Genomic DNA, 20,202 nt, shown 5'->3' with positions numbered 1-20,202 from the left:
GGAGCGGCAAGCGAGGTGGTACCGCGGCAGTCGTCGTCCTCGTGTTTCGACACGAGCAGGACCGACCGCAGGAGAGAGCCACCGATGACCTACCCGAAGGTCTCCACCGCCGCCGACGGCAGCGCCGTCCCGTCCTCGCCGAGGTTCCCCGAGATCGAGGAGCGGGTGCTCGACTACTGGGAGAAGGACGGCACCTTCCAGGCCAGCGTCGAGGCGCGCGACGCCGGCGAGAACGGCTCCAACGAGTTCGTCTTCTACGACGGCCCGCCGTTCGCCAACGGGCTGCCTCACTACGGCCACCTGCTCACCGGCTACGTCAAGGACCTGATCCCGCGCTACCAGACGATGCGCGGCAAGCGGGTCGAGCGCCGGTTCGGCTGGGACACCCACGGCCTGCCCGCCGAGCTCGAGGCGATGCGCCAGCTCGGCATCAAGACCACCGACGAGATCGTCGACATGGGCATCGAGACCTTCAACGCGGCCTGCCGCGAGTCGGTCATGAAGTACACCGGCGACTGGCGCGAGTACGTCACCCGCCAGGCGCGCTGGGTCGACTTCGACAACGACTACCGGACCATGAACCCCGACTACATGGAGTCGGTGATCTGGGCCTTCAAGCAGCTCTTCGACAAGGGCCTGGTCTACGAGGGCTTCCGGGTCCTGCCGTACTGCTGGAACGACGAGACCCCGCTGTCGAACCACGAGCTGCGGATGGACGACGACGTCTACCAGATGGTCAAGGACCCGGCGGTCACCGTCGGCTACCGCCTCGACGGCGACGACGACCTCGGCGGCGCGCTGGTCCTGGTGTGGACGACCACGCCGTGGACGCTGCCGTCGAACCTCGCGGTGATGGTGGGCGAGGACATCGACTACGTCGTCGTGGAGTCCGACGTCACCGGCGTCACCGAACGCTACGTCCTGGCCGAGGCGCGGCTGGAGTCCTACGCGCGCGAGCTGCGCAACGAGGACGTGGAGGACGTCGACCTGCAGGTCGTCCGGCGGCTCAAGGGCAGCGACCTCGTCGGTCGCACCTACACCCCGCCGTTCTCCTACTACCTCGGCCACGCCCAGGCGTTCCGGGTCGTGGCCGCCAACGACGCGGTGACGACCACGGACGGTACGGGCCTCGTGCACACCGCCGGCGCCTTCGGTGAGGTCGACAAGGAGGTGACCGACCGCGAGGGCATCGAGGCCGTGATGCCGGTCGGCAAGGACGGCCGGTTCACCTTCCCGGTCACCGACTACGAGGGCATGCTCGTCTTCGACGCCAACCTCCACGTCATCGACCACCTCAAGGCCGCCACGAAGCGGTCGGGGGAGACGGGTTCGGTCACCGACGGGACCGTGCTGCTGCGTCGCGAGAGCTACGAGCACTCCTACCCGCACTGCTGGCGCTGCCGCGAGCCCCTGATCTACAAGGGCGTCTCGTCGTGGTTCGTCGAGGTGACGGCCGTCAAGGAGCGGATGCTCGAGCTCAACGAGCAGATCCGCTGGGTGCCCGACCACATCAAGCACGGCCAGTTCGGCAAGTGGCTGGAGAACGCCCGGGACTGGTCGATCACCCGCAACCGGTTCTGGGGCTCGCCCGTGCCGGTCTGGAAGAGCGACGACCCGACGTACCCCCGCATCGACGTCTACGGCTCCTTCGAGGAGATCGAGCGCGACTTCGGGACGCTGCCGCGTGACAAGGAGGGCAACCCCGACCTGCACCGGCCGTACGTCGACGACCTGGTCCGGCCGAACCCCGACGACCCGACGGGGAAGTCGATGATGCGGCGCGTCGCCGACGTGCTCGACGTGTGGTTCGACTCGGGCTCGATGAGCTTCGCCCAGGTGCACGTGCCGTTCGAGAACGACGAGTGGTTCACGCACCACTTCCCGGCGGACTTCATCGTCGAGTACATCGGCCAGACCCGCGGCTGGTTCTACACGCTGCACATCCTGGCCACGGCGATCTTCGACCGGCCGGCGTTCGAGACCTGCGTCAGCCACGGGATCGTGCTCGGCTCCGACGGGAACAAGATGTCGAAGTCGCTGCGCAACTACCCCGACGTGCGCGAGGTGTTCGACCGCGACGGCGCGGATGCCATGCGCTGGTTCCTGATGTCCTCGCCGATCCTGCGCGGCGGCAACCTGGTCGTCACCGAGCAGGGCATCCGCGACTCCGTGCGCCAGGTGCTGATCCCGCTGTGGAACAGCTGGTACTTCTTCCAGCTCTACGCCAACGCGGCGAACGACGGCGCCGGGTACGACGCGCAGTGGTCGACGTCGTCGACCGACCCGCTGGACCGCTACCTGCTGGCCAAGTGCCGTCAGTACGTCGAGGCGATGACCCACCAGCTCGACAATTACGAGGTGGCGAACGCGTGCGACTCGACGCGCTCCTTCCTCGACGTGCTCACCAACTGGTACATCCGCCGCTCGCGGGACCGGTTCTGGGGCGACAGCAGCCATGCCTTCGACACGCTCTACACGGTGCTGGAGGTCGTCTGCCGGGTGACCGCGCCGCTGATGCCGCTGGCGACCGAGGAGGTCTGGCGCGGCCTGACCGGCGGCCGCTCGGTGCACCTGACCGACTGGCCCGCGGCCGAGGACCTGCCGGCCGACGAGGCCCTGGTCGCGGCGATGGACCAGGTCCGCGACGTCTGCTCGGCCACGTCGGCGCTGCGCAAGGCCGGCAACCTGCGCAACCGGCTGCCGCTCTCGCAGCTCACGGTCGTGGTCGCCGACGCGGCCGCGCTCGAGGGCTTCGAGTCGATCGTCGCCGACGAGGTGAACGTGAAGGCGGTGCGGCTGCTGGACGCGGAGGCGCCCGAGGCGGCGTCGTACGGCGTCTCCCAGAAGCTGACCGTCAACGCCCGCGCGGCCGGCCCGCGCCTGGGCCGCGACGTGCAGACCGCGATCAAGGGCTCGAAGTCCGGCGACTGGTCGGTGGCCGAGGACGGCACCGTCACGTCGGGCGGCCTGGTGCTGGAGGAGGGGGAGTACACCCTCGAGACCGTCGCCGGCTCCGCCGACGGCGGCTCCGCGACCGGCATGCTGCCCCGCGGCGGCTTCGTCGTGCTGGACACCGAGGTGACGCCCGAGCTGGCCGCCGAGGGTCTCGCTCGCGACCTGGTCCGCGCGGTCCAGCAGGCCCGCCGCGACGCCGGCCTCGACGTCTCCGACCGCATCTCGCTGACGATCGGTGGGTCGGCCGCGGTGCAGGACGCCGCCCGCACCCACGAGGAGCTGATCACCGGCGAGACCCTCGCGACGTCGTACTCCGTCCGGGACGCCGACGGCGAGGGCACCCCGGTCACGGTGGGCGACAACGAGAAGGCGACCGTCGCCCTCACCCGCGCCTGACGTCGAGTCGGCGCAAGCTCGGCGCGAAAGAGGGTCGAGTCGGCGCAAGCTCGGCGCGCAAGAGGGTCGAGTCGGCGCAAGCTCGTCGAGCCTGCGCCGACTCGAGGGTCAGGCGGTGCGCGCGCCCGCGGCGGGCAGGACGGTGCGCCAGGGCTCGATGTTGCCCTTCATGCTCGCCCAGCTGAACGCGGCACCGAGGGCAGCCGAGACGTCAGCCCCGGCCCCACCGGCGCCGGCGGCGTACGCGCTCTGTGCACTGGCCGAGGGGCCGGCGACGCGGGCCTGTGCGGCCCGCAGGTGGTCGAGCTGCTCGCGGCTGAAGCTCGGGGAGAGGTTGGCGCCGATCCCGACGACGTCGAAGCGGTCCGAGCCGTGCTGCAGGGTCATCGTGTGCAGGCGGCTGAACGAGACAGCCACCTCGGTGACCGGCGCGTCCAGGACGACCCCGCTGCGGTCGGTCATGGTCAGCCGGCCGTCGACGAGCTCGAGGACGACCGGGACGCAGGCCCGGCCGTTCCAGCGGCTGCGCCGCCAGTAGAGCCCGCCCGCGAGCTGGTGCGAGACGTACGACGACGACATCCGAGACCCCCTGAGTGCGAACCTGTCGGGCCATCCTCTCAGGCCCGCACGCCGGGCCGACCGTCCAGCACCAGCCGCCCGAACGACGAGCTTGCGCCGACTCGAGCTGTTTTCGCGGCGAGCTTGCGCCGACTCGAGCTGTTTTCGCGGCGAGCTTGCGCCGACTCGACGTTCTCCTGGCGTTCCGACGAGTGGGGCCGGGCGTTCGACCGCCGGGTGGTTGGATGGGCGCATGCCACGCCTGGACCTCGACGCGGACGCCGTCACCCTCACCGAGCAGCTGGTGAACATCGAGTCAGTCAGCCACCACGAGCAGGAGATCGCCGATGCGGTCGAGGAGGCGCTGCGCACCCTCGGGCACCTCGAGGTGACCCGGCGCGGCAACACCGTGGTCGCCCGCACCGACCTCGGACGCGGTGAGCGGGTCGTGATCGCGGGGCACATCGACACCGTGCCCCTCAACGACAACCTGCCGGCCCGGCGCGACGGTGGCATCCTGCACGGCCTGGGCACCTGCGACATGAAGGGCGGCGACGCGGTGATGCTGCGGCTCGCCGCCCACCTGCCCGAGCCGAGCCGAGACATCACCTTCATCTTCTACGAGGCCGAGGAGGTCGAGGCGGAGTTCAACGGCCTCCGGCTGCTGGCGCAGAGCGACCCCGACCTGATGACGGCGGACTTCGCGATCCTGATGGAGCCGTCCAACGCGGTCGTCGAGGCCGGCTGCCAGGGCACCCTGCGCGTCGACGTGCGCACCTCCGGCGAGCGGGCGCACAGCGCACGCAGCTGGATGGGCTCGAACGCGATCCACAAGGCGGCCGGCATCCTCGCCCGCCTCGAGGCGTACGACGCCCGCACGCCGGTCATTGACGGGCTGGAGTACCACGAGGGCCTCAACGCGGTGTTCGTCCGCGGCGGCGTCGCCGGCAACGTGATCCCCGACGAGTGTGTCGTGGAGGTCAACTTCCGGTACGCCCCCGACCGCAGCGAGGCCGACGCCGAGGCGTTCGTCCGCGACTTCTTCGAGGGGTACGACGTCACCGTCACCGACAGCGCTCCGGGCGCCCTCCCGGGCCTCGACGTCCCGGCCGCCAAGGCGTTCCTCGACGCGGTCGGTGGTGAGGCGAACCCGAAGTTCGGCTGGACCGACGTCGCCCGCTTCACCGGCCTCGGGGTCCCGGCGGTCAACTTCGGACCGGGCGACCCGCTGTTCGCCCACAAGAAGGACGAGCACGTGCCGGTCGACCAGATCGAGCGCTGCGAGCAGCTCCTGCGCACCTGGCTGGGCGCCGGCGAGGAGGTGCGGCCGTGAAGGACCGTTTCACCGGCCCGGTCCTCAAGCGCCGTCGCCAGGCCGAGGAGGGCAGCACCACCGACCAGCGGCTGCTCGACTCCCGCGGTCCCAGCGACTGGGTGCACACCGACCCGTGGCGGGTGCTGCGGATCCAGGCCGAGTTCATCGAGGGCTTCGGCGCCCTCGCCGAGCTCGGTCCCGCGATCTCCGTCTTCGGCTCCGCGCGGGCCAAGGAGGACGACCCGACGTACGCCCTCGCCGAGGAGGTCGGCCGCAAGCTCGCGAAGGCCGGCTTCGCGGTGATCACCGGCGGCGGCCCGGGCACCATGGAGGCCGCCAACAAGGGGGCTTCGCAGGCCGGCGGGATCAGCGTGGGCCTCGGCATCGAGCTGCCCTTCGAGTCCGGTCTGAACCAGTGGGTCGACAAGGGCATCAACTTCCGTTACTTCTTCGCCCGCAAGACGATGTTCGTGAAGTACTCCCAGGGCTTCGTCGTGCTCCCCGGCGGCATCGGCACCCTCGACGAGCTGTTCGAGGCGCTCACGCTCGCGCAGACCAACAAGGTCACCCGGTTCCCGGTCGTGCTGCTCGGCACGGCGTACTGGCGGGGCCTGCTCGACTGGCTGCGCGACACCGCGCTGGCCGAGGGCAAGATCGTGCAGCACGACCTCGACATGATGCGGCTCACCGACGACGTCGACGAGGCGGTGCGGCTCATGGTCGCGGCCCGGAACGGCGAGCACGCGTGACCTGGTTCTTCGCCGTCCTGATCGTGCTCGCGATGGGGGGCGTGGCCGTGCTCGCCGCCGGGCGCGGGGCGCCGCTCGCGGAGGTGTACGACGACCGCCCGGACGCGATCGTGCCCGAGGGGGGCGGCCTGAGCGGGGACGACCTGCGCCGGGTGCGGTTCTCGATCGCGCTGCGCGGCTACCGGATGTCCGAGGTGGACGCGCTGCTGGACCGGCTGGCCGCGCAGCTCGAGGCCCAGCCGCTGGACCAGCCGCTGGACCAGCCGCTGAATCAGCCGCTGGACCGGCCTCGCGACCCGGAGGGTCGTGGCGACGAACCCACGCCGTAGGGCACACTTCCCAGCGTGTCGACCCAGGTGATCGTCTACATCCTCACCGCCCTCGCGGCGGTCGTCGTCGTCCTGACCCGCCTCCGGCTGCGTCGGGAGACCGGGGGTGCCGGACGCTTCCAGGTGGGCCAGCGGCTCGTCGACGTGCACACCACGGCCGGTGTCCTCGCGCTGGTGACCTGGCTGCTGTTCCTCGTCGGTGACCCCGACTCCGCGATCGGCAGCGCCGTCATGGGCATCGTCGCGCTGGCCTTCTGGTGGGTGGTGGTCTTCGCCGGGCTGCTGATCCTCGTGCGCTGGCTGCCCAGCCGCGGGCGGCACGCGTCCTCGGGCACCGAGGACACCTGGTCCGACGGTCCCGGCCTGTCGGTGCTGGCCCACGTCGGCATGCTGGTCGGCGTCGGCGTCTTCACCTGGGCCTACCTGACCTCCGCTGTCTGACCATCCCTCTGTGTGATGCTGTCGGGATGCTCCGACGACTCGGGACCACCGCCGCCGCACTCGCCCTGCTCATCGCCGGGAGCCCCGGCTCACCGGCCTCCGCGCGGCTGCCCGAGTCCGACGGCGGGGCCGTCATCGGCAAGCGCCTGCTCGGCACATCGGTCCAGGGCCGCAGGATCAGGGCCTGGCACCTCGGCGAGCCGGGCCGGCCGAAGGTCGTCCTGATCGCCAGCATGCACGGCAACGAGACGGCTCCCCGCAAGATCCTGCAGGTGCTGCGCGACGGCAAGCAGATCAACGGGATCGACCTGTGGGTGGTCCCGACGTACAACCCCGACGGGGCCGCGGCGGGCACCCGCAAGAACGCCCACGGGGTCGACCTGAACCGCAACTACCCCTACCGCTGGGCCGACCTCGACGGGAACTACGAGTCAGGGTCGAAGCCCGCCTCGGAGCCGGAGACCCGGGCGATGATGAAGTTCCTGAGAGACGTCGACCCGGACTGGATCCTGAGCTTCCACCAGCCGCTGCACGGCGTCGACACCGACACCAAGCGCCCGGGGTTCGCCCGCAAGGTGGGCCGCCACCTCGACCTGCCCGCCAAGGCGTTCACCTGCGGCGGGGTGTGCCACGGGACCATGACCATGTGGTTCAACCACAGGTTCGACGGCACGGCACTGACCGTGGAGTACGGCGACGCGCCGCCGCGTCGGCTGATGCGCAAGAAGGCCCCCCGGCAGGTGCTGTCGATCTGGGGCGCCTGGCGCGGGCAGCTCGGCTTCGGCCACGTCGGCTGAGGCAGCTCCCCTCAGGACGACGGGTCAGCGACCCTCGAAGACCGGCTTCTCCTTGGCCACGAACGCAGCGACAGCGGCAGCGTGGTCGGCGGTGGCTCCGGTCTTCGTCATCATCGCGCTCTCGAACGCCAGCGCCTCCTCGAAGGAGTGCCCCGCGGCGTACGCCACGGACTGGCGCATCGCGCCGAGCGCGATGGTGGGCCCGGCCGCGAGCTGCAGGGCGAGCGCACGGACCTCGGCCTCGAGGTCAGCGGCCGGGACGACCCGCGTGGCCAGGCCGAGCGCCTCGGACTCCTCGGCCCGGACCGTCCGCGGGAAGTAGAGCAGCTCGAGCGCCTTGGCCCGCCCGACGAGTCGCTGCAGGTGGTAGCTGGCGCCGGTGTCGCACGAGAGCGCCACGTTGGCGAACGCGAGGTTGAAGCCGGCCGTGTCGGCCAGGATCCGCAGGTCACACGCGAACGCGAGGCTCGCGCCGGCGCCCGCCGCCACCCCGTTGACCGCGGCGATCACGGGCTTGGCCATGCCGGCGAGCGCGGTGACGATCGGGTTGTAGTGCTCGTCGACGGTGCGGAAGAGCGCGTCGCTCGACTCGCTGCGCAGGATCTCGATGTGCTCCTTGAGGTCCTGTCCGGTGCAGAACGCCCGGCCGGTGCCGGTCAGCACGACACACCGGGCGGCGGGGTCGTCGGCAACCTTGCGCACCGTCTCGAGGAGCAGCTCCTTGGTCGCCACGTCGAGGCTGTTCATGGCGCCGGGGCGGTTGAGGGTGATGGTGGCGACCCCGTCGGCGAGGTCGAGGAGCACCGGCTGGCCGGTCGGAGAGGAGTCGGTCATGGCACGCAGTCTGCCCGAAACGGGGCTGTGGTCCGCCTCACGGGTCCGATGAGGGATAATGGAGACGCGTACGGCGTGACGGGGTCGCCAGGACCCTTGTCTGCTCGAGAACAGCAACAGGAAGAGGTGCGCGGATGGCGGCGATGAAGCCGCGGACGGGCGACGGTCCGCTGGAGGTCACCAAGGAGGGGCGCGGCATCGTGATGCGCGTTCCGCTCGAGGGTGGTGGCCGCCTCGTTGTCGAGCTCAACGCCGAAGAGGCCGGTGCCCTGGGCGATGCCCTCAAGGACGTTGTCGGCTGACGCCGGCTGCCTCCCGTGAGCACGTCTGACACCCTGATCACCCTTCCCGAACAGGTCACACCGCCGGAGTTCGCCCTCAGCGCGCTGCCGCCGCACGCCGTCCTCGACGTCGAGGTCGTGGCGTTGCCGGTGCTGCCCGCCGAGGGCGAGGACGGCGGCGTCCTGCTCGGGCCCGGTGCCGACGAGGTCGGTGATCGGCTCGGCGCCGACCTGTTGGCCCTGCTCGAGATGAGCAGGGCGACCGGCAAGGCCGGCGAGGTCGTCTCGTTGCCGGTGCCCTCGGGCATCTCCGACAACGAGTCCCTGCGCTGGGTGCTCCTGGTCGGCGTCGGCCAGGCGCGTCCGGTCGACCTCCGTCGCGCTGGCGCCGCGCTGGCCCGTGCGGTCAAGGACCGTGCCGGTGTGGCCACCTCGATCCCCGCGATGGCGGGGCCCGGTGGTCTGGAGGCCTTCGTGGTCGGCGCGACCCTCGGGTCGTTCGCCTTCCACTGGCGCTCGCGCCCGCCGGAGCACCGGCCTGCCGGTCGGATCGTGCTGGCCGGGCTGCCGGAGACCGACGACCTGGACGGCGAGCTGGGCCGCGGCGTCGCCCTCGGGCGAGCCGGCTGGCGCTCGCGGATGCTGGCCACGGTGCCCTCCAACCTGAAGAACCCCGCCTGGCTGGCCGAGCAGGCCCGCGAGCTCGCCGACGAGTGCTCGCTCGACGTCATGGTGTGGGACGAGGCGCAGCTCGCCGACGACGGGTTCGGCGGCATCGCCGCGGTGGGCCAGGCCTCGGCCACGCCGCCGCGCCTGATCCGCCTCGACTACACCCCGGCCAAGGTCAACCGGAAGACCCCGACCGTGGTCCTGGTCGGCAAGGGCATCACCTTCGACACCGGTGGCCTGTCGATCAAGCCCGGCGAGGCCATGGTCAACATGAAGCGCGACATGACCGGCGGCGCCGTCGTCATCGCGGTCATGGGTGCGCTGGAGGCCATGGGCTGCCCGGTGCGGGTCGTCGGCCTGGTGGCCGCGGCCGAGAACGCCGTCAGTGGCAACGCCCTGCGACCCGGCGACGTCATCCGCCACTACGGCGGCCGGACCAGCGAGGTCACCAACACCGACGCCGAGGGCCGCCTCGTGCTCGCCGACGCGCTCGCGTACGCCGTCGACAAGCTCGACCCCGCCGCGATCGTCGACGTCGCCACCCTCACGGGGGCCATCAAGGTCGCCGTCGGCCAGCGGGTGGGGGGCTTCTTCGCCAACCACGACGGGCTCGCCGGCACGGTCTCCGCGGCCGCCGAGACGGCGGGCGAGCCGCTGTGGCGCTTCCCGCTCGCCGACGTCTACGAGGAGAAGCTGACCTCGACCGTGGCCGACGCCGACAACGCTCCCGGCGGACCGGGGTCGATCATCGCGGCCCTGTTCCTCCAGCACTTCGTCGGTGACGTCCCGTGGGCCCACCTCGACGTGGCGTCCGTGGGCGACTCGCCCTCGGAGTACCACGAGTGGACCACCGGGCCGACCGGCTTCGGCGCCCGCGCCCTCCTGCAGTGGCTCGGCAGCGACGACCCGCTCGAGGCGCTGGGATGAAGGGCCTGACCGTCCGCTGGTCCCTGGCCGACGCCCCCGAGGGCGTCGAGGCCGAGCTGGCGTCGTACGTCGAGGGCACCTCGCACGCGAAGTTCACCGGGATGGCCGGGCTGCGGTTCAAGACCTGGCGGATGCGTGCGGGTGAGTGGTTCGAGGGCTGCTACGTCTTCGCCACCGACGAGGCGCGCGCGGCGTTCCAGGAGACGTTCACCGCCGGCGCCGCCGACGCACCGGGATCGCGGATCGTCGGCAGCGCGCCGATCCTCATCGAGGAGTGCGACGTCGTCGCGGTCGCCGAGGGCTGGGAAGGGTTCCAGGCCGCCGCTCGCTACTGACCCCGGTCGGTCCGGGCCCGCTGCAGCGTCATACGAGGTCGCTGCGCCGGCGACCGATTCGTACGACGTCCCGGAGGACGTCATCCGAGCGGGTCGTCCGCGCGCCCGGTTCGTACGACGTCCCGGGCGGTGCCGCGGAGGCTCAGGCCTCCGGCGACCACTCCTTCTTCGCCACCAGCAGTCCGTCGCCGACCGGCAGCAGGACCGAGACCAGGTCGTCGTGCTCGACGATCGCCCGCCCGAGGTCGCGGATCGCGACCGTCTCCTCGTCGCGCTGCGCGGGGTCGGCCACCCGGTCGTGCCACAGGGCGTTGTCGAACGCCACCACGCCGCCGGGGCGCAGCAGCCGCAGCGCCTCCTTGAGGTAGGCGGAGTACTCGCGCTTGTCGCCGTCGCAGAAGACCAGGTCGTAGTGGCCGTCGGTCAGCCGGGGGAGGACGTCGAGCGCCGCCCCGGAGATGGTGCGGGCGCGCTGGGGCGGGATGCCGGCGTCGGTGAACGACTGGCGCGCCAGGCGCTGGTGCTCGGCCTCGATGTCGACCGTGGTGAGCACGCCGTCGGCGCGCATGCCCCGCAGCAGCCACAGCCCGGACACGCCGGTGCCGGTGCCGATCTCCACGACGGCCCGCGCGTCGAGCACCGAGGCGAGGAAGCGCAGGGCGGCGCCGCCGCCGGAGCCGATCGGGGCGACCCCGACCTCCTCGGCGCGGGCGCGGGCGGAGGCCAGCGCCTCGTCCTCCGAGACGAACCCCTCGGCGTAGGACCAACTCGCGGGCTTGATCGGGGTGGTGATGGTGGCCTCCTGGGTGGGACGCCGCCCGCGGAGGGGCGGACGGCGTGGACGAGCGGCACCACCGTATCGCGAACGCCGGACCCGGCCCGGGAACACCGGCGGCCCCCGGCTCGTTCACCCCACGAGGACCCCCGAAGGGCCCCCCGACTGGGCTCAGCGGAAGGTCTTCTCTCACAGCCTTCTCTCAGAGAGCTCTCCTACGCTGGAAAGGGTCAGGACACTGTTCTCGAAGCAGGTCGGATCGACGGCGCGCGCGGCGCGCGGCAAGGAGTGCCCGGTGGACGCTGAGGTCGAGGGCCTGCCCGGGGGCCAGCAGGACGGGGTGCCCACCTGGGACGAGATCGTCGAGCGGCACTCCGACCGCGTCTACCGACTGGCCTACCGGCTCACCGGCAACCGGCCCGACGCCGAGGACCTCACCCAGGAGGTCTTCGTCCGGGTCTTCCGTTCCCTGTCGACCTACACCCCCGGCACCTTCGAGGGCTGGCTGCACCGCATCACCACCAACCTCTTCCTCGACCAGGCCCGCCGCAAGCAGCGGATCCGCTTCGACGCGCTCTCCGACGAGCGCGCCGACCGGCTGACCAGCGCGTCGCCGAGCCCGGACGCGGCGTATGCCGACCAGACCTTCGACGACGACGTCGAGCAGGCGCTGGCCACCCTGCCTCCGGACTTCCGCGCCGCGGTCGTCCTCTGCGACGTCGAGGGGCTGTCCTACGAGGAGATCTCCGAGATCCTCGGGGCCAAGCTCGGCACGGTCCGGTCCCGCATCCACCGCGGCCGGGCGATGCTGCGCTCCGCCCTGGCCCACCGTGCCCCGGGCGCCGGCCGGGCCCGCTACTCGGGTCCCGCCCCGCTGCTGTCCGGGCGGGGGAGGACGACGTGATCGGTCACCTCGGCTCGCGCGTGAGCGCGCTGCTCGACGGTCAGTTGGCGCCGGAAGAGGCGGAGCGGGCGTGGGCGCACGTCCACACCTGCCACGCCTGCCGCGACCTCGTCGAGCGGGAGGGGTGGGTCAAGACCCGCCTCGCCGGCCTCTCCTTCGGGGAAGCGCCGGCTCCCGACCACCTCAAGGGCTCGCTGCTGAGCGGGTCGGGTTCGCTGTCGCCGCGCGACAGGAGCCCGCTCTCCTCCCGCGACCTGAGCCCGCTCTCGCCCGGAGACGTCTACCTGGCCGGCCACCACGACGAGCACATGTCCCGTCGGACCGCCGGTCTGGTGGCGATCGGGGGCGGCGCCGTGGGCGCCGCGGTCGTGGGCGTCATCGCGCTGGGCATCGCCCCGGCCGACGCGCCCAGCATCGACCGGCGCGCGCCGGTGACCCACCTGGTCACGCCCAGCGAGAGCGTGCGCAGCCCGGCCCCCTCGATGGGGCCGACGCTGACCTCGTTCGCCGGACCGTCGCGGCCCGGCCACACCCCCTGACGGCCCTGATTTCGCCGTACCGGTCAAGATAGGCACGTGAACGAGGACGACGCGGGCCGCGCGCCCGGGCAGCCGGACCGTCCGGTCGAGGGCGCGGACACCGAGGCGACCCGACCGATCTCCTTCGGCCGCCCGCCCGAGCCCACGCCGGAGCAAACGCCGAGGCCCCCGGCCGAGCCCCCGACAGGGCCGTCGAGCGGGTCCCCGACGGCTTCCTCCTGGGTGCCGCCCACGACCCAGCCGGCGCCCGGCCAGTGGGCCGCCTTCCCGCCGCCCGGCACCCAGCCGATGCCCGCGCAGCCGAGGCACGCGGTGCAGCGCGGCCGGGTCCCGGGCTGGATCTGGCCCGTGGTCTGCACCCTCGCGCTGGTCATCGGCGTCGTCGGCGGCGCGCTCGGCAGCGCCGTCTACGAGCGCATCGTCGACGACCGCGGCCCCGGTGCGGTCCGCAATGGTCTCGCGGGCGTCGACACCGTCTCCACCCCGCCGCTGGCCAAGGGCAAGGGCTCGGTCGCGGCGGTGGCGCAGCAGCTGCTGCCCAGCACCGTGCAGATCTCCGCCGAGTACGACGGCCAGGACGGCGGCGCGACCGGGTCCGGCTTCGTGCTGGACCGGCAGGGACACGTCGTCACCAACAACCACGTCGTGGCCGACGCGGCCTCCGACGACGGGCTGATCGAGATCGTCGACCAGGACGGCAACCGTTACGAGGCGACGCTGGTCGGGCGCAGCCCGGTCTACGACCTCGCCGTCCTGTACGCCGAGGAGGTCAAGGACCTCGCCCCCGCCCCGCTCGGGGCGTCCCAGGCGTTGCGCGTGGGGGAGGGCGTGGTCGCCTTCGGCTCTCCGCTGGGCCTCAGCTCCACGGTCACCGCCGGCATCGTGAGCGCGCTGCACCGCCCGGTGACCACGGGCGACAGCTCCAACGACTCGTCGTACATCAACGCGGTGCAGACCGACGCGGCGATCAACCCCGGCAACTCCGGCGGGCCGCTGGTCAACCTGCGCGGCCAGGTCGTGGGCGTCAACTCCGCCATCGCCACCACCGGCACGGCCGCCGGCGAGGAGGCGGGCAACATCGGTGTCGGCTTCGCGATCCCGATCGAGCAGGTCGAGATCACCGCCGACCAGATCCTGCGCACCGGTGAGGCGCGCTACCCGGTGATCGGTGCGAAGGTGAAGACCGGCCAGGACGACGGCAGCGGTGCCGAGATCGACGAGGTCATGGACGGCACGCCCGCGGACAGGAGCGGGCTGCAGCAGGGCGACGTCATCACCGAGGTCGACGGCCAGCGGGTGAGCGACGGGATCGCGCTGATCGTCGCGATCCGGGCGCACCAGCCGGGCGAGACCGTGGAGTTCACGGTGCAGCGCGACGGCGACGAGCGCACCGTCGAGGTGAAGCTCGACTCCGAGGTCGGCTGACCGGCGGGCTCACTCGGGCCGGGGCTCGGCCTCCACGTAGGGGTGCTCGTCGACGAACGTGCGCGTCTCGGCGTACATCCGCTGGATGAACTCCTCCAGCTGGGCCGACTCCACCCGCCACTGTCCCCGGCCGCCGATCTTGATCGCGGGCAGCTCGCCGCGCCGGACCAGGGCGTAGACCTGGGCGCTGGAGGTGTTCAGGACCTCCGCCACGTCGGCGAGGGTGAGGAAGCGGGGCGTGCCGGACATGCGCACATCGTCGCACCCTCCACCCACGCGCGCGGTCCAGACCGCCCGCGGGGTGTGGAGAACGGGGTTTCCGCGAGCGTCGCGAGCGGCATCATGGGGCCGTGGCCACAGATCTCGGGACGACCGCGCAGCCGACCGCTCCGCCCGCGACCCGCGCCGGCGCGCCCGGGTGGCGCGACCCGCGGTTGTGGGTCGGGGTGCTCATCGTGGCGGTCTCGGTCGTCGCCGGCGCCCGGCTGCTGAGCTCGGCCGACGACACCGTGCAGGTCTGGTCGGCGGCCTCCGACCTCGGCGCGGGCGACACGGTCGGGGCCGACGACCTGGTCGCCACCCGGGTCCGGTTCGCCGACGAGGCGGCGCTCGACGGCTACTTCGCCGTCGACGACGAGCTGCCCGCCGACCTCGAGCTGGTCCGTGGCGTGGGCAGCGGCGAGCTGCTCCCGCGGGCCGCCGTCGGCTCGGCCGGGGAGAGCGACCTCGTGCAGGTGCCGGTCGCGGTCGACGCCGAGCTGGTCCCGGGCTCGGTGCGCACCGGCTCGGTCGTCGACGTCTACCTGGTCGCCGCGGGGCAGTCACCCGCGGACGTCGGGGACGGTCGCCCCGCCCTCACCGAGGTGAGCGTGGCCGACGCGCCGCCTGTCGAGGACGGCTTCGCGGCCTCGGGCAAGCGCCAGCTGGTGCTCGCCGTCGCCGAGCCGGACGCGCGCCGCTTCTTCCGGATGCTCGGGGCCGCCGAGAGCCCGGTCCTCACCGTCGTACGCCGGGGCTGAGCATGATCGTGGTGCTCGTGGTCGCCGCCGGCGCGGCGTGGGAGTCCCGGGCGGTGCAGCTGCTCAACGAGCAGACCGGGATCGTCGTGCTCAAGCGGTGCGTCGACGTCGACGACCTGCTCGCCGCGGCCACCGCCGGGCAGGCCAGCGCCGCGGTCCTGGGGCTGGACGCGCCGGGCCTGGACCTGACCGCCACCGACCACCTGCGCCGGCACGGCGTCCGCCCGGTCGCCGTCGTACCGTCCGGCGCCTCGCCGGAGGCGGCCCGGCTGCGCGCCACCCGGATCGGGCTGCCGGCCCTGGTCGACGAGGCGGACCTCGCGACCCTGCCCGCCGTCCTGGCCGCGCCCGACCAGGTGCAGGACCCGCTCGGGCTGGCCGTCGACGAGCCGACGCCGTCGCCGGACGCGGCACCGGAGCCCCCGGCCCCCGCCGGGCGGATCATCGCGGTGTGGGGTCCGGCCGGGGCGCCGGGCCGCACCACCCTGGCCACCGGCCTCGCGGCCGAGCTGGGCCGCCGCCGGCTGTGCACGCTGCTGGTCGACGCCGATCCGTACGGCGGTGCGGTCGCCCAGCAGCTCGGCGTCCTCGACGAGGTGTCCGGCCTGCTGTCCGCGGCCCGGCTGGCAGCGTCCGGCCAGCTCGCCGAGCGCTTCGCGTCCGTGCAGCGCGGGATCGACGCCCACCTGTCGGTGATCACCGGGCTCCCGCGTCCGGACCGATGGCCGGAGATCCGGGTCGGCGCGCTCGAGCACACCCTCGAGATCGCGCGCGAGCACGGCCTCGTCGTGGTCGACACCGGCTTCAGCCTCGAGGAGGAGCCCGCGCCGGAGTTCGGCTCCCGGCCGGGCCGCAACCAGATGACGCTGGCGGCGCTCGAGGTCGCGGACGAGGTCGTGGTGGTCGGCAGTGCCGACCCGGTCGGGCTGTCCCGGCTCGCCCGTGGCCTCGTCGAGCTGCGCGACCTCACCGGCGGCGCGCCGGTCCGGGTGGTGGTGAACCGGATGCGGCCCACGCTCGGCTGGTCGGAGAACGACATCGCCGGCATGGTCACCGGGTTCGCCCGGGTCTCCGGCCTGCACTTCCTGCCCGACGACCGCGCCACCGTCGACCGGGCGCTCGTGGCCGGCCGCACGCTCACCGAGGTGGGCGACTCACCACTGGGCCGGGCGGTGGCCGCGGTGGCCGACGCGCTGGCGCCGGGCACCGCCGCGCCCGCCGCCGCGGGCACCGGCCGGGTCAGGCGGCGAACAGCAGGTAGAGCCCGCCCACGGTGAAGGCCACCATCGCGAAGAGCAGCGGCAGCTGACCGGTCAGCTGGTGCCGCTTCGGGAGGATCTTCATCGCGCGGTCGTGGGCCGCGATCACGCCCACCACGTGGCCCAGCACCACTGCCAGCACCTTCGTGGTGGCCAGCCCGGTCGGGTGGTAGGTCAGCCAGTAGCTGACCGTCAGGTTGCCGGTGCCGAGGATGTCGCTGCCGTTGCCGAGCGGGTCGCTGGCCAGGATCAGCGTCTGCTGGCCCACCTCGACGAGGTAGGTGAGGTAGTGGGCGAAGACGTAGCCCACGATGATCGGCACCACCGAGTGCGCGAACAGGTTCGGCAGCTCGCGGTGCCGCAGGTCGTCGCCGAGACCGGTCAGCATGCAGCCGGTGGTGAACACGACGCCCACGGCGACGCAGAACCCCAGCAGGGCGAGGTTGTTCAGGACGAACGCCGGCACGTCGCTGGACTGCACGAGCTTCACCCAGGGCGTGGAGTCCTTGAACGAGTCGAACGCGGTGCTGCCGAACAGCACCGAGACCACGGCCACCAGCCCCGGCCGGACCGGCACGGTGTCGAGGTTCGCCAGCGGGCTGCGCACGACCAGCACGTCACCGCGCCGCCCCCACACCGACAGCTTGGCCACGAGGCTGGAGTAGACCTCGAACGGATCAGCGCGCTCGTAGAACGTCGAGCCGAACAGGGCACCGCCCAGCAGCATCGCCGCCACGTAGACCGCGCACCACAGCCGCACCGGCCCGAGCTCGGTGGAGTAGGGGTAGACCAGCTCCATCCAGACGAACGCGAACAGGCCGAACGCCGCCGGCCAGTAGCCGAGCCGCTCCGGCCACTCGTAGAGCCCGTGGTCCGGGTCGCTGCCCGAGAGCCTCGCGAAGAGCCGGTTGACGGTGCGGACCGGGCTGATGGCCTTCCAGACCGGACCGAGGAGCAGTGAAAGCGGGACCAGCCCGACCCACCACCACACGTAGAAGATGCCGAAGACCGGGTTGGTCAGCAGGTCCTTGCCGAACACCGCGGCGACCGCGGCGTACAGGAAGACGACCATCCCGAGCACGCGCAGGGCCACCCGGAAGGCACCTGCGTCGACCACGGACGCCAGCCACGCGGGCGCCGGGCGGCCGCTGGTGGCCTCGTCGTACCGCGGCGTCCGCCAGGCCAGGGCGAGCACGGTGAAGGAAACGGTGAGCGCCGCCACCGCACCGGCGATGGCGAGCTCGGGGGAGACCGGCAGGTCCTTCGCCCCGCCGATCCCGTGCGCGAGGGGGATCCCGTCGGGGGACACCTCAGCGGACTTCGAGGGAGAAGATCGTCTTCTCGAGCGAGTGGGACTCGACCTCGACGATCCCCGGCTTGTCGATGGGGTCCATCTTCACCGTGGAGGTGCCCTTGGTGTACTCCAGCTCCTGCTCGGGCGAGGAGTGGACGTGGATCTCTCCGGGCGCGTCCGCGGTCACCTCGAGCTCGATCGGCTGCCCGACCGACACCTCGACGCGGTCGCCGTTCGGGGTGACCGTGTCGCCCTCGAACGTGACCTCGATGACCTTCGGCCCGTCGCTGGACGAGGAGGAGGGCGTCGAGTCGCCGCCGCAGGCGGTGGCAGTGGCGAGGGTGCACGTCAGGACGGCGAGGATCGCCATGATCCGGCGCATGTGGTGAGATCCTTACTAGTCGGTAGCCAAGGTGGGACATGCCCGGAACGGGGCGTCACCTCTGCCAGAATCCCACGTTGAGCAACCCGTCCAGCCCGCCACCCCCGGGCAGACGTGACGAAAGGGCACCAGATGAGCGAGCGGCTGCGGCCGCGGGACCTGGCCTTCCTGGCCGCCGAGTCCCCGTCGACGCCCCTGCACAACGCCACCGTCGAGATCTTCGAGCCGGGGGACTCCGGGTTCGACCACGAGCGGCTGCTGGAGCTGATCGAGGACCGGATCTCGTTCGTGCCGCGCTACCGCCAGCGGCTGCAGTCGGTCCCCGGCCGGCTGGCCAACCCGGTGTGGGTCGACGACGAGCACTTCGACCTCGCCTACCACGTACGCCGCTCCGCGCTGCCGCGCCCGGGCAGCATCGACCAGCTCCGCGAGCTCGTCGCCCGGATCGTGTCGCGGCCGCTGGACCGCAGCCGCCCGCTGTGGGAGATGTACTTCGTCGAGGGGCTCGAGAGCGGCCGGGTGGCGCTGCTGACCAAGTCGCACATGGCGCTGGTCAACGGCGTCGACACCGTCGACCTCGGCCAGGTCCTGCTCGACGTGGGCGATCGCCCCAAGACCCTCGGCGGCGACGAGTGGCGGCCGGTCCGCCGGGTCTCGACCGCCGGCCTGCTGGTGGACGCGGTCCGCGACTCGGTCGCCCACCCCTCGACCGTGGTCGACACGCTGCGCAGCCGCGGCGGCGCCGTGCTGCGGGGCGCCGACGGCGCCCGGCGGCGCACCACCCGCGTCGTCAACGGGCTCACCGGTCGCGACCCGGAGCGGGAGACCCCCATCACCGGGCCGCTGTCCCAGCAGCGTCGGGTGGTCGCGGTGCGCACCGACCTCGCCGACTACCGCACGGTGCGCCAGGTCCACGGCGGCACCGTCAACGACGTCATCCTGGCCACCGTCACCGGCGCCCTCCGGGCGTGGCTGATGGCGCGCTCGGAGTCGCTGCGCGGCCTGCGCCAGATCCGCGCGGTGGTCCCGATCTCGGTGATCGACGCGGAGCTCGAGGCCACCTCGCTGGGCAGCCAGATCGCTGCGCACGTCGTCGACCTGCCGGTCGGCGAGCCCAGCCCGGTCGTCCGCCTGCACCAGGTGTCGTACTCCTTCCTCGCCCACAAGGAGACCGGCCGCGGGGTCGCGGCCAACCGGCTGGCGGGCATCGCCGGCTTCGCACCGACGACCTTCCACGCGATCGGGTCGCGGGTCGCGGCCGCCGAGCTGCGCCGCGGCTTCCAGCTCAGCGTGACCAACGTGCCGGGGCCGCAGTCGCCGCTGTACGCCGCCGGCGCCCGGATGGTGGCGACCTACCCCGTCCACCCGCTGCTGCCCGGCCACGCGCTGAACATCGGCGTGACGTCGTACGACGGCAGTGTGTTCTACGGCATCACCGCCGACCGGGACCTCCTGCCCGACGCCGACCTGCTGGGCACCTGCCTGCGGGAGGCGCTCGACGAGCTGGTCGACACCGCCACCGGGGTCCGGCCCCGGGTGCCGCGCGGGCGGAAGCGCGCGCCCCGCAAGGCCGCACCGAAGGCCTCCACGCAGACGGTGACCGAGCCGTGAGCGTCCGCGTCTACGTGCCCGCCACGTCCTCGACGCTGGCCACGCTGCTCGCCGAGGGCCGCCTCGCCGGCCCGCTGCGCGCGCACGCGGTCACCGAGGCGCTGCGCGTCGACTGGCCCGACGGGGACGAGGAGGGCTGGGAGTACGCCGCGCTGATGGCCGCCGCTTCTGACTCGGTGGGCCTGCGGGGGGACGGCGACGCACCGCGCCGCTTCGTGGTTGCCGCCGACGTGCCCGCCTGCGAGCCCGTGCCGGGGGAGGACCCCACCCTGGTCGACGTGGCCGCCGACGTGGTCTGGAAGAACGTCGCCTCGGCCCACGTCGACGAGGTCGACGACGCCGACGAGGACGACGACCTGGCCTGGTTCGCCACCCAGGAGATCCAGTACCTCGTGCGGTGAGCACGCC

Annotated in this window: 22 protein-coding genes; 16 read left to right on the top strand and 6 right to left on the bottom strand. The window is 72.6% G+C overall.

What is annotated here, in order from left to right:
• The first annotated feature begins 84 nt into the window (after positions 1-84).
• Positions 85-3,351 carry an isoleucine--tRNA ligase gene (gene ileS, locus ACZ43H_RS13745; RefSeq protein WP_464583630.1) on the top strand — a complete coding sequence of 1,089 codons (3,267 nt, stop codon included), beginning with the start codon at positions 85-87 and terminating at the stop codon, positions 3,349-3,351.
• Between the two features lie 108 nt (positions 3,352-3,459).
• Here the strand turns inward: ileS and ACZ43H_RS13740 are convergent, their stop codons facing one another.
• Positions 3,460-3,930, bottom strand: a complete 471-nt coding sequence (locus ACZ43H_RS13740; RefSeq protein WP_464583628.1) for a hypothetical protein — start codon at positions 3,928-3,930, stop codon at positions 3,460-3,462.
• Between the two features lie 232 nt (positions 3,931-4,162).
• Here ACZ43H_RS13740 and dapE point away from each other — a divergent pair, with 232 nt between their 5' ends.
• Genes dapE through ACZ43H_RS13715 form a run of 5 tightly spaced genes read left to right on the top strand, consistent with a single transcriptional unit; the run spans position 4,163 to position 7,540 of the window.
• Positions 4,163-5,242, top strand: coding sequence for a succinyl-diaminopimelate desuccinylase (gene dapE / locus ACZ43H_RS13735; protein ID WP_464583626.1), 1,080 nt, complete (start codon positions 4,163-4,165; stop codon positions 5,240-5,242).
• A complete protein-coding gene (locus tag ACZ43H_RS13730) occupies positions 5,239-5,973 on the top strand; it encodes an LOG family protein (RefSeq protein ID WP_464583624.1) in 735 nt (244 codons plus the stop codon). The genes dapE and ACZ43H_RS13730 overlap by 4 nt, the downstream gene beginning before the upstream one ends.
• A gap of 32 nt (positions 5,974-6,005) precedes the next feature.
• Entirely contained in the window at positions 6,006-6,302 is a 297-nt protein-coding gene (locus tag ACZ43H_RS13725) for a DivIVA domain-containing protein (protein ID WP_464590824.1), read from the top strand.
• A gap of 15 nt (positions 6,303-6,317) precedes the next feature.
• Positions 6,318-6,743 (top strand): hypothetical protein, encoded by a 426-nt coding sequence (locus ACZ43H_RS13720; RefSeq protein ID WP_464583622.1) that lies wholly within the window; start codon positions 6,318-6,320, stop codon positions 6,741-6,743.
• Positions 6,744-6,769: 26 nt separating this feature from the next.
• On the top strand, positions 6,770-7,540 hold the full coding sequence (locus tag ACZ43H_RS13715; RefSeq protein ID WP_464583620.1) for a M14 family zinc carboxypeptidase: 771 nt from the start codon (positions 6,770-6,772) through the stop codon (positions 7,538-7,540).
• A gap of 24 nt (positions 7,541-7,564) precedes the next feature.
• Here ACZ43H_RS13715 and ACZ43H_RS13710 read toward each other — a convergent pair whose 3' ends face one another.
• Complete coding sequence (locus ACZ43H_RS13710) at positions 7,565-8,374, bottom strand: enoyl-CoA hydratase/isomerase family protein (RefSeq protein ID WP_464583618.1); 810 nt, start codon at positions 8,372-8,374, stop codon at positions 7,565-7,567.
• Positions 8,375-8,508: 134 nt separating this feature from the next.
• Here ACZ43H_RS13710 and ACZ43H_RS13705 point away from each other — a divergent pair, with 134 nt between their 5' ends.
• Genes ACZ43H_RS13705 through ACZ43H_RS13695 form a run of 3 tightly spaced genes read left to right on the top strand, consistent with a single transcriptional unit; the run spans position 8,509 to position 10,586 of the window.
• Positions 8,509-8,676, top strand: a complete 168-nt coding sequence (locus ACZ43H_RS13705; RefSeq protein WP_082574674.1) for a DUF3117 domain-containing protein — start codon at positions 8,509-8,511, stop codon at positions 8,674-8,676.
• A 15-nt stretch (positions 8,677-8,691) separates the two neighbouring features.
• Positions 8,692-10,251 (top strand): leucyl aminopeptidase family protein, encoded by a 1,560-nt coding sequence (locus ACZ43H_RS13700; protein WP_464583616.1) that lies wholly within the window; start codon positions 8,692-8,694, stop codon positions 10,249-10,251.
• Entirely contained in the window at positions 10,248-10,586 is a 339-nt protein-coding gene (locus ACZ43H_RS13695) for a hypothetical protein (RefSeq protein WP_464583614.1), read from the top strand. Before ACZ43H_RS13700 ends, ACZ43H_RS13695 begins: the two co-directional genes overlap by 4 nt.
• A gap of 142 nt (positions 10,587-10,728) precedes the next feature.
• Here the strand turns inward: ACZ43H_RS13695 and ACZ43H_RS13690 are convergent, their stop codons facing one another.
• On the bottom strand, positions 10,729-11,367 hold the full coding sequence (locus tag ACZ43H_RS13690) for an O-methyltransferase (protein WP_379181722.1): 639 nt from the start codon (positions 11,365-11,367) through the stop codon (positions 10,729-10,731).
• A gap of 289 nt (positions 11,368-11,656) precedes the next feature.
• On the opposite strand from ACZ43H_RS13690, the gene sigE reads away from it, so the two are divergent.
• From sigE to ACZ43H_RS13675, 3 genes are read left to right on the top strand one after another with little or no spacing between them, the layout of a single operon-like run.
• Positions 11,657-12,265, top strand: a complete 609-nt coding sequence (gene sigE, locus ACZ43H_RS13685; RefSeq protein WP_464583612.1) for an RNA polymerase sigma factor SigE — start codon at positions 11,657-11,659, stop codon at positions 12,263-12,265.
• The gene (locus tag ACZ43H_RS13680; RefSeq protein WP_464583610.1) at positions 12,262-12,804 is read left to right on the top strand and encodes an anti-sigma factor family protein; all 543 of its coding nucleotides are present in this window, start codon (positions 12,262-12,264) and stop codon (positions 12,802-12,804) included. Before sigE ends, ACZ43H_RS13680 begins: the two co-directional genes overlap by 4 nt.
• A 36-nt stretch (positions 12,805-12,840) precedes the next feature.
• On the top strand, positions 12,841-14,229 hold the full coding sequence (locus ACZ43H_RS13675) for a S1C family serine protease (RefSeq protein WP_464583608.1): 1,389 nt from the start codon (positions 12,841-12,843) through the stop codon (positions 14,227-14,229).
• Between the two features lie 9 nt (positions 14,230-14,238).
• Here ACZ43H_RS13675 and ACZ43H_RS13670 read toward each other — a convergent pair whose 3' ends face one another.
• On the bottom strand, positions 14,239-14,478 hold the full coding sequence (locus ACZ43H_RS13670; RefSeq protein ID WP_379181510.1) for a helix-turn-helix domain-containing protein: 240 nt from the start codon (positions 14,476-14,478) through the stop codon (positions 14,239-14,241).
• Positions 14,479-14,579: 101 nt separating this feature from the next.
• Here ACZ43H_RS13670 and ACZ43H_RS13665 point away from each other — a divergent pair, with 101 nt between their 5' ends.
• Entirely contained in the window at positions 14,580-15,248 is a 669-nt protein-coding gene (locus tag ACZ43H_RS13665) for a hypothetical protein (RefSeq protein WP_464583606.1), read from the top strand.
• A 2-nt stretch (positions 15,249-15,250) separates the two neighbouring features.
• Positions 15,251-16,525: an AAA family ATPase gene (locus ACZ43H_RS13660; protein WP_464583604.1), complete on the top strand. Its 1,275-nt coding sequence runs from the start codon at positions 15,251-15,253 to the stop codon at positions 16,523-16,525.
• Here the strand turns inward: ACZ43H_RS13660 and ACZ43H_RS13655 are convergent.
• Both ACZ43H_RS13655 and ACZ43H_RS13650 read right to left on the bottom strand, forming a co-directional pair.
• Entirely contained in the window at positions 16,488-17,816 is a 1,329-nt protein-coding gene (locus ACZ43H_RS13655; protein WP_464583602.1) for a hypothetical protein, read from the bottom strand. The two genes, ACZ43H_RS13660 and ACZ43H_RS13655, sit on opposite strands and share 38 nt — an antisense overlap.
• A 1-nt stretch (position 17,817) precedes the next feature.
• Positions 17,818-18,183, bottom strand: coding sequence for a hypothetical protein (locus ACZ43H_RS13650; protein ID WP_464583600.1), 366 nt, complete (start codon positions 18,181-18,183; stop codon positions 17,818-17,820).
• A gap of 132 nt (positions 18,184-18,315) precedes the next feature.
• Between ACZ43H_RS13650 and ACZ43H_RS13645 the strand changes: the two genes are divergently transcribed.
• Together ACZ43H_RS13645 and ACZ43H_RS13640 are read left to right on the top strand one after the other, a co-directional pair.
• Entirely contained in the window at positions 18,316-19,794 is a 1,479-nt protein-coding gene (locus ACZ43H_RS13645; protein WP_464583599.1) for a WS/DGAT/MGAT family O-acyltransferase, read from the top strand.
• Positions 19,791-20,195 (top strand): DUF6912 family protein, encoded by a 405-nt coding sequence (locus ACZ43H_RS13640; protein WP_464583597.1) that lies wholly within the window; start codon positions 19,791-19,793, stop codon positions 20,193-20,195. Before ACZ43H_RS13645 ends, ACZ43H_RS13640 begins: the two co-directional genes overlap by 4 nt.
• Positions 20,196-20,202 lie beyond the last annotated feature (7 nt).

Source organism: Nocardioides sp. DN36 (assembly GCF_055380375.1).
Note: the sequence above shows the minus strand (reverse complement) of the source record. Positions and strands in the feature narration are given on the sequence as shown.

Bases quoted from the DNA above. Each gene is read 5' to 3' on its own strand.
- ACZ43H_RS13740 (WP_464583628.1), bottom strand. From the start codon at position 3,930: ATGTCGTCGTCGTACGTCTCGCACCAGCTCGCGGGCGGGCTCTACTGG.
- ACZ43H_RS13710 (WP_464583618.1), bottom strand. From the start codon at position 8,374: ATGACCGACTCCTCTCCGACCGGCCAGCCGGTGCTCCTCGACCTCGCC.
- ACZ43H_RS13725 (WP_464590824.1), top strand. From the start codon at position 6,006: ATGGGGGGCGTGGCCGTGCTCGCCGCCGGGCGCGGGGCGCCGCTCGCG.
- ACZ43H_RS13670 (WP_379181510.1), bottom strand. From the start codon at position 14,478: ATGTCCGGCACGCCCCGCTTCCTCACCCTCGCCGACGTGGCGGAGGTC.
- dapE (WP_464583626.1), top strand. From the start codon at position 4,163: ATGCCACGCCTGGACCTCGACGCGGACGCCGTCACCCTCACCGAGCAG.
- ACZ43H_RS13645 (WP_464583599.1), top strand. From the start codon at position 18,316: ATGAGCGAGCGGCTGCGGCCGCGGGACCTGGCCTTCCTGGCCGCCGAG.
- ACZ43H_RS13660 (WP_464583604.1), top strand. From the start codon at position 15,251: ATGATCGTGGTGCTCGTGGTCGCCGCCGGCGCGGCGTGGGAGTCCCGG.
- ACZ43H_RS13695 (WP_464583614.1), top strand. From the start codon at position 10,248: ATGAAGGGCCTGACCGTCCGCTGGTCCCTGGCCGACGCCCCCGAGGGC.
- ACZ43H_RS13650 (WP_464583600.1), bottom strand. From the start codon at position 18,183: ATGCGCCGGATCATGGCGATCCTCGCCGTCCTGACGTGCACCCTCGCC.
- ileS (WP_464583630.1), top strand. From the start codon at position 85: ATGACCTACCCGAAGGTCTCCACCGCCGCCGACGGCAGCGCCGTCCCG.
- ACZ43H_RS13715 (WP_464583620.1), top strand. From the start codon at position 6,770: ATGCTCCGACGACTCGGGACCACCGCCGCCGCACTCGCCCTGCTCATC.
- ACZ43H_RS13705 (WP_082574674.1), top strand. From the start codon at position 8,509: ATGGCGGCGATGAAGCCGCGGACGGGCGACGGTCCGCTGGAGGTCACC.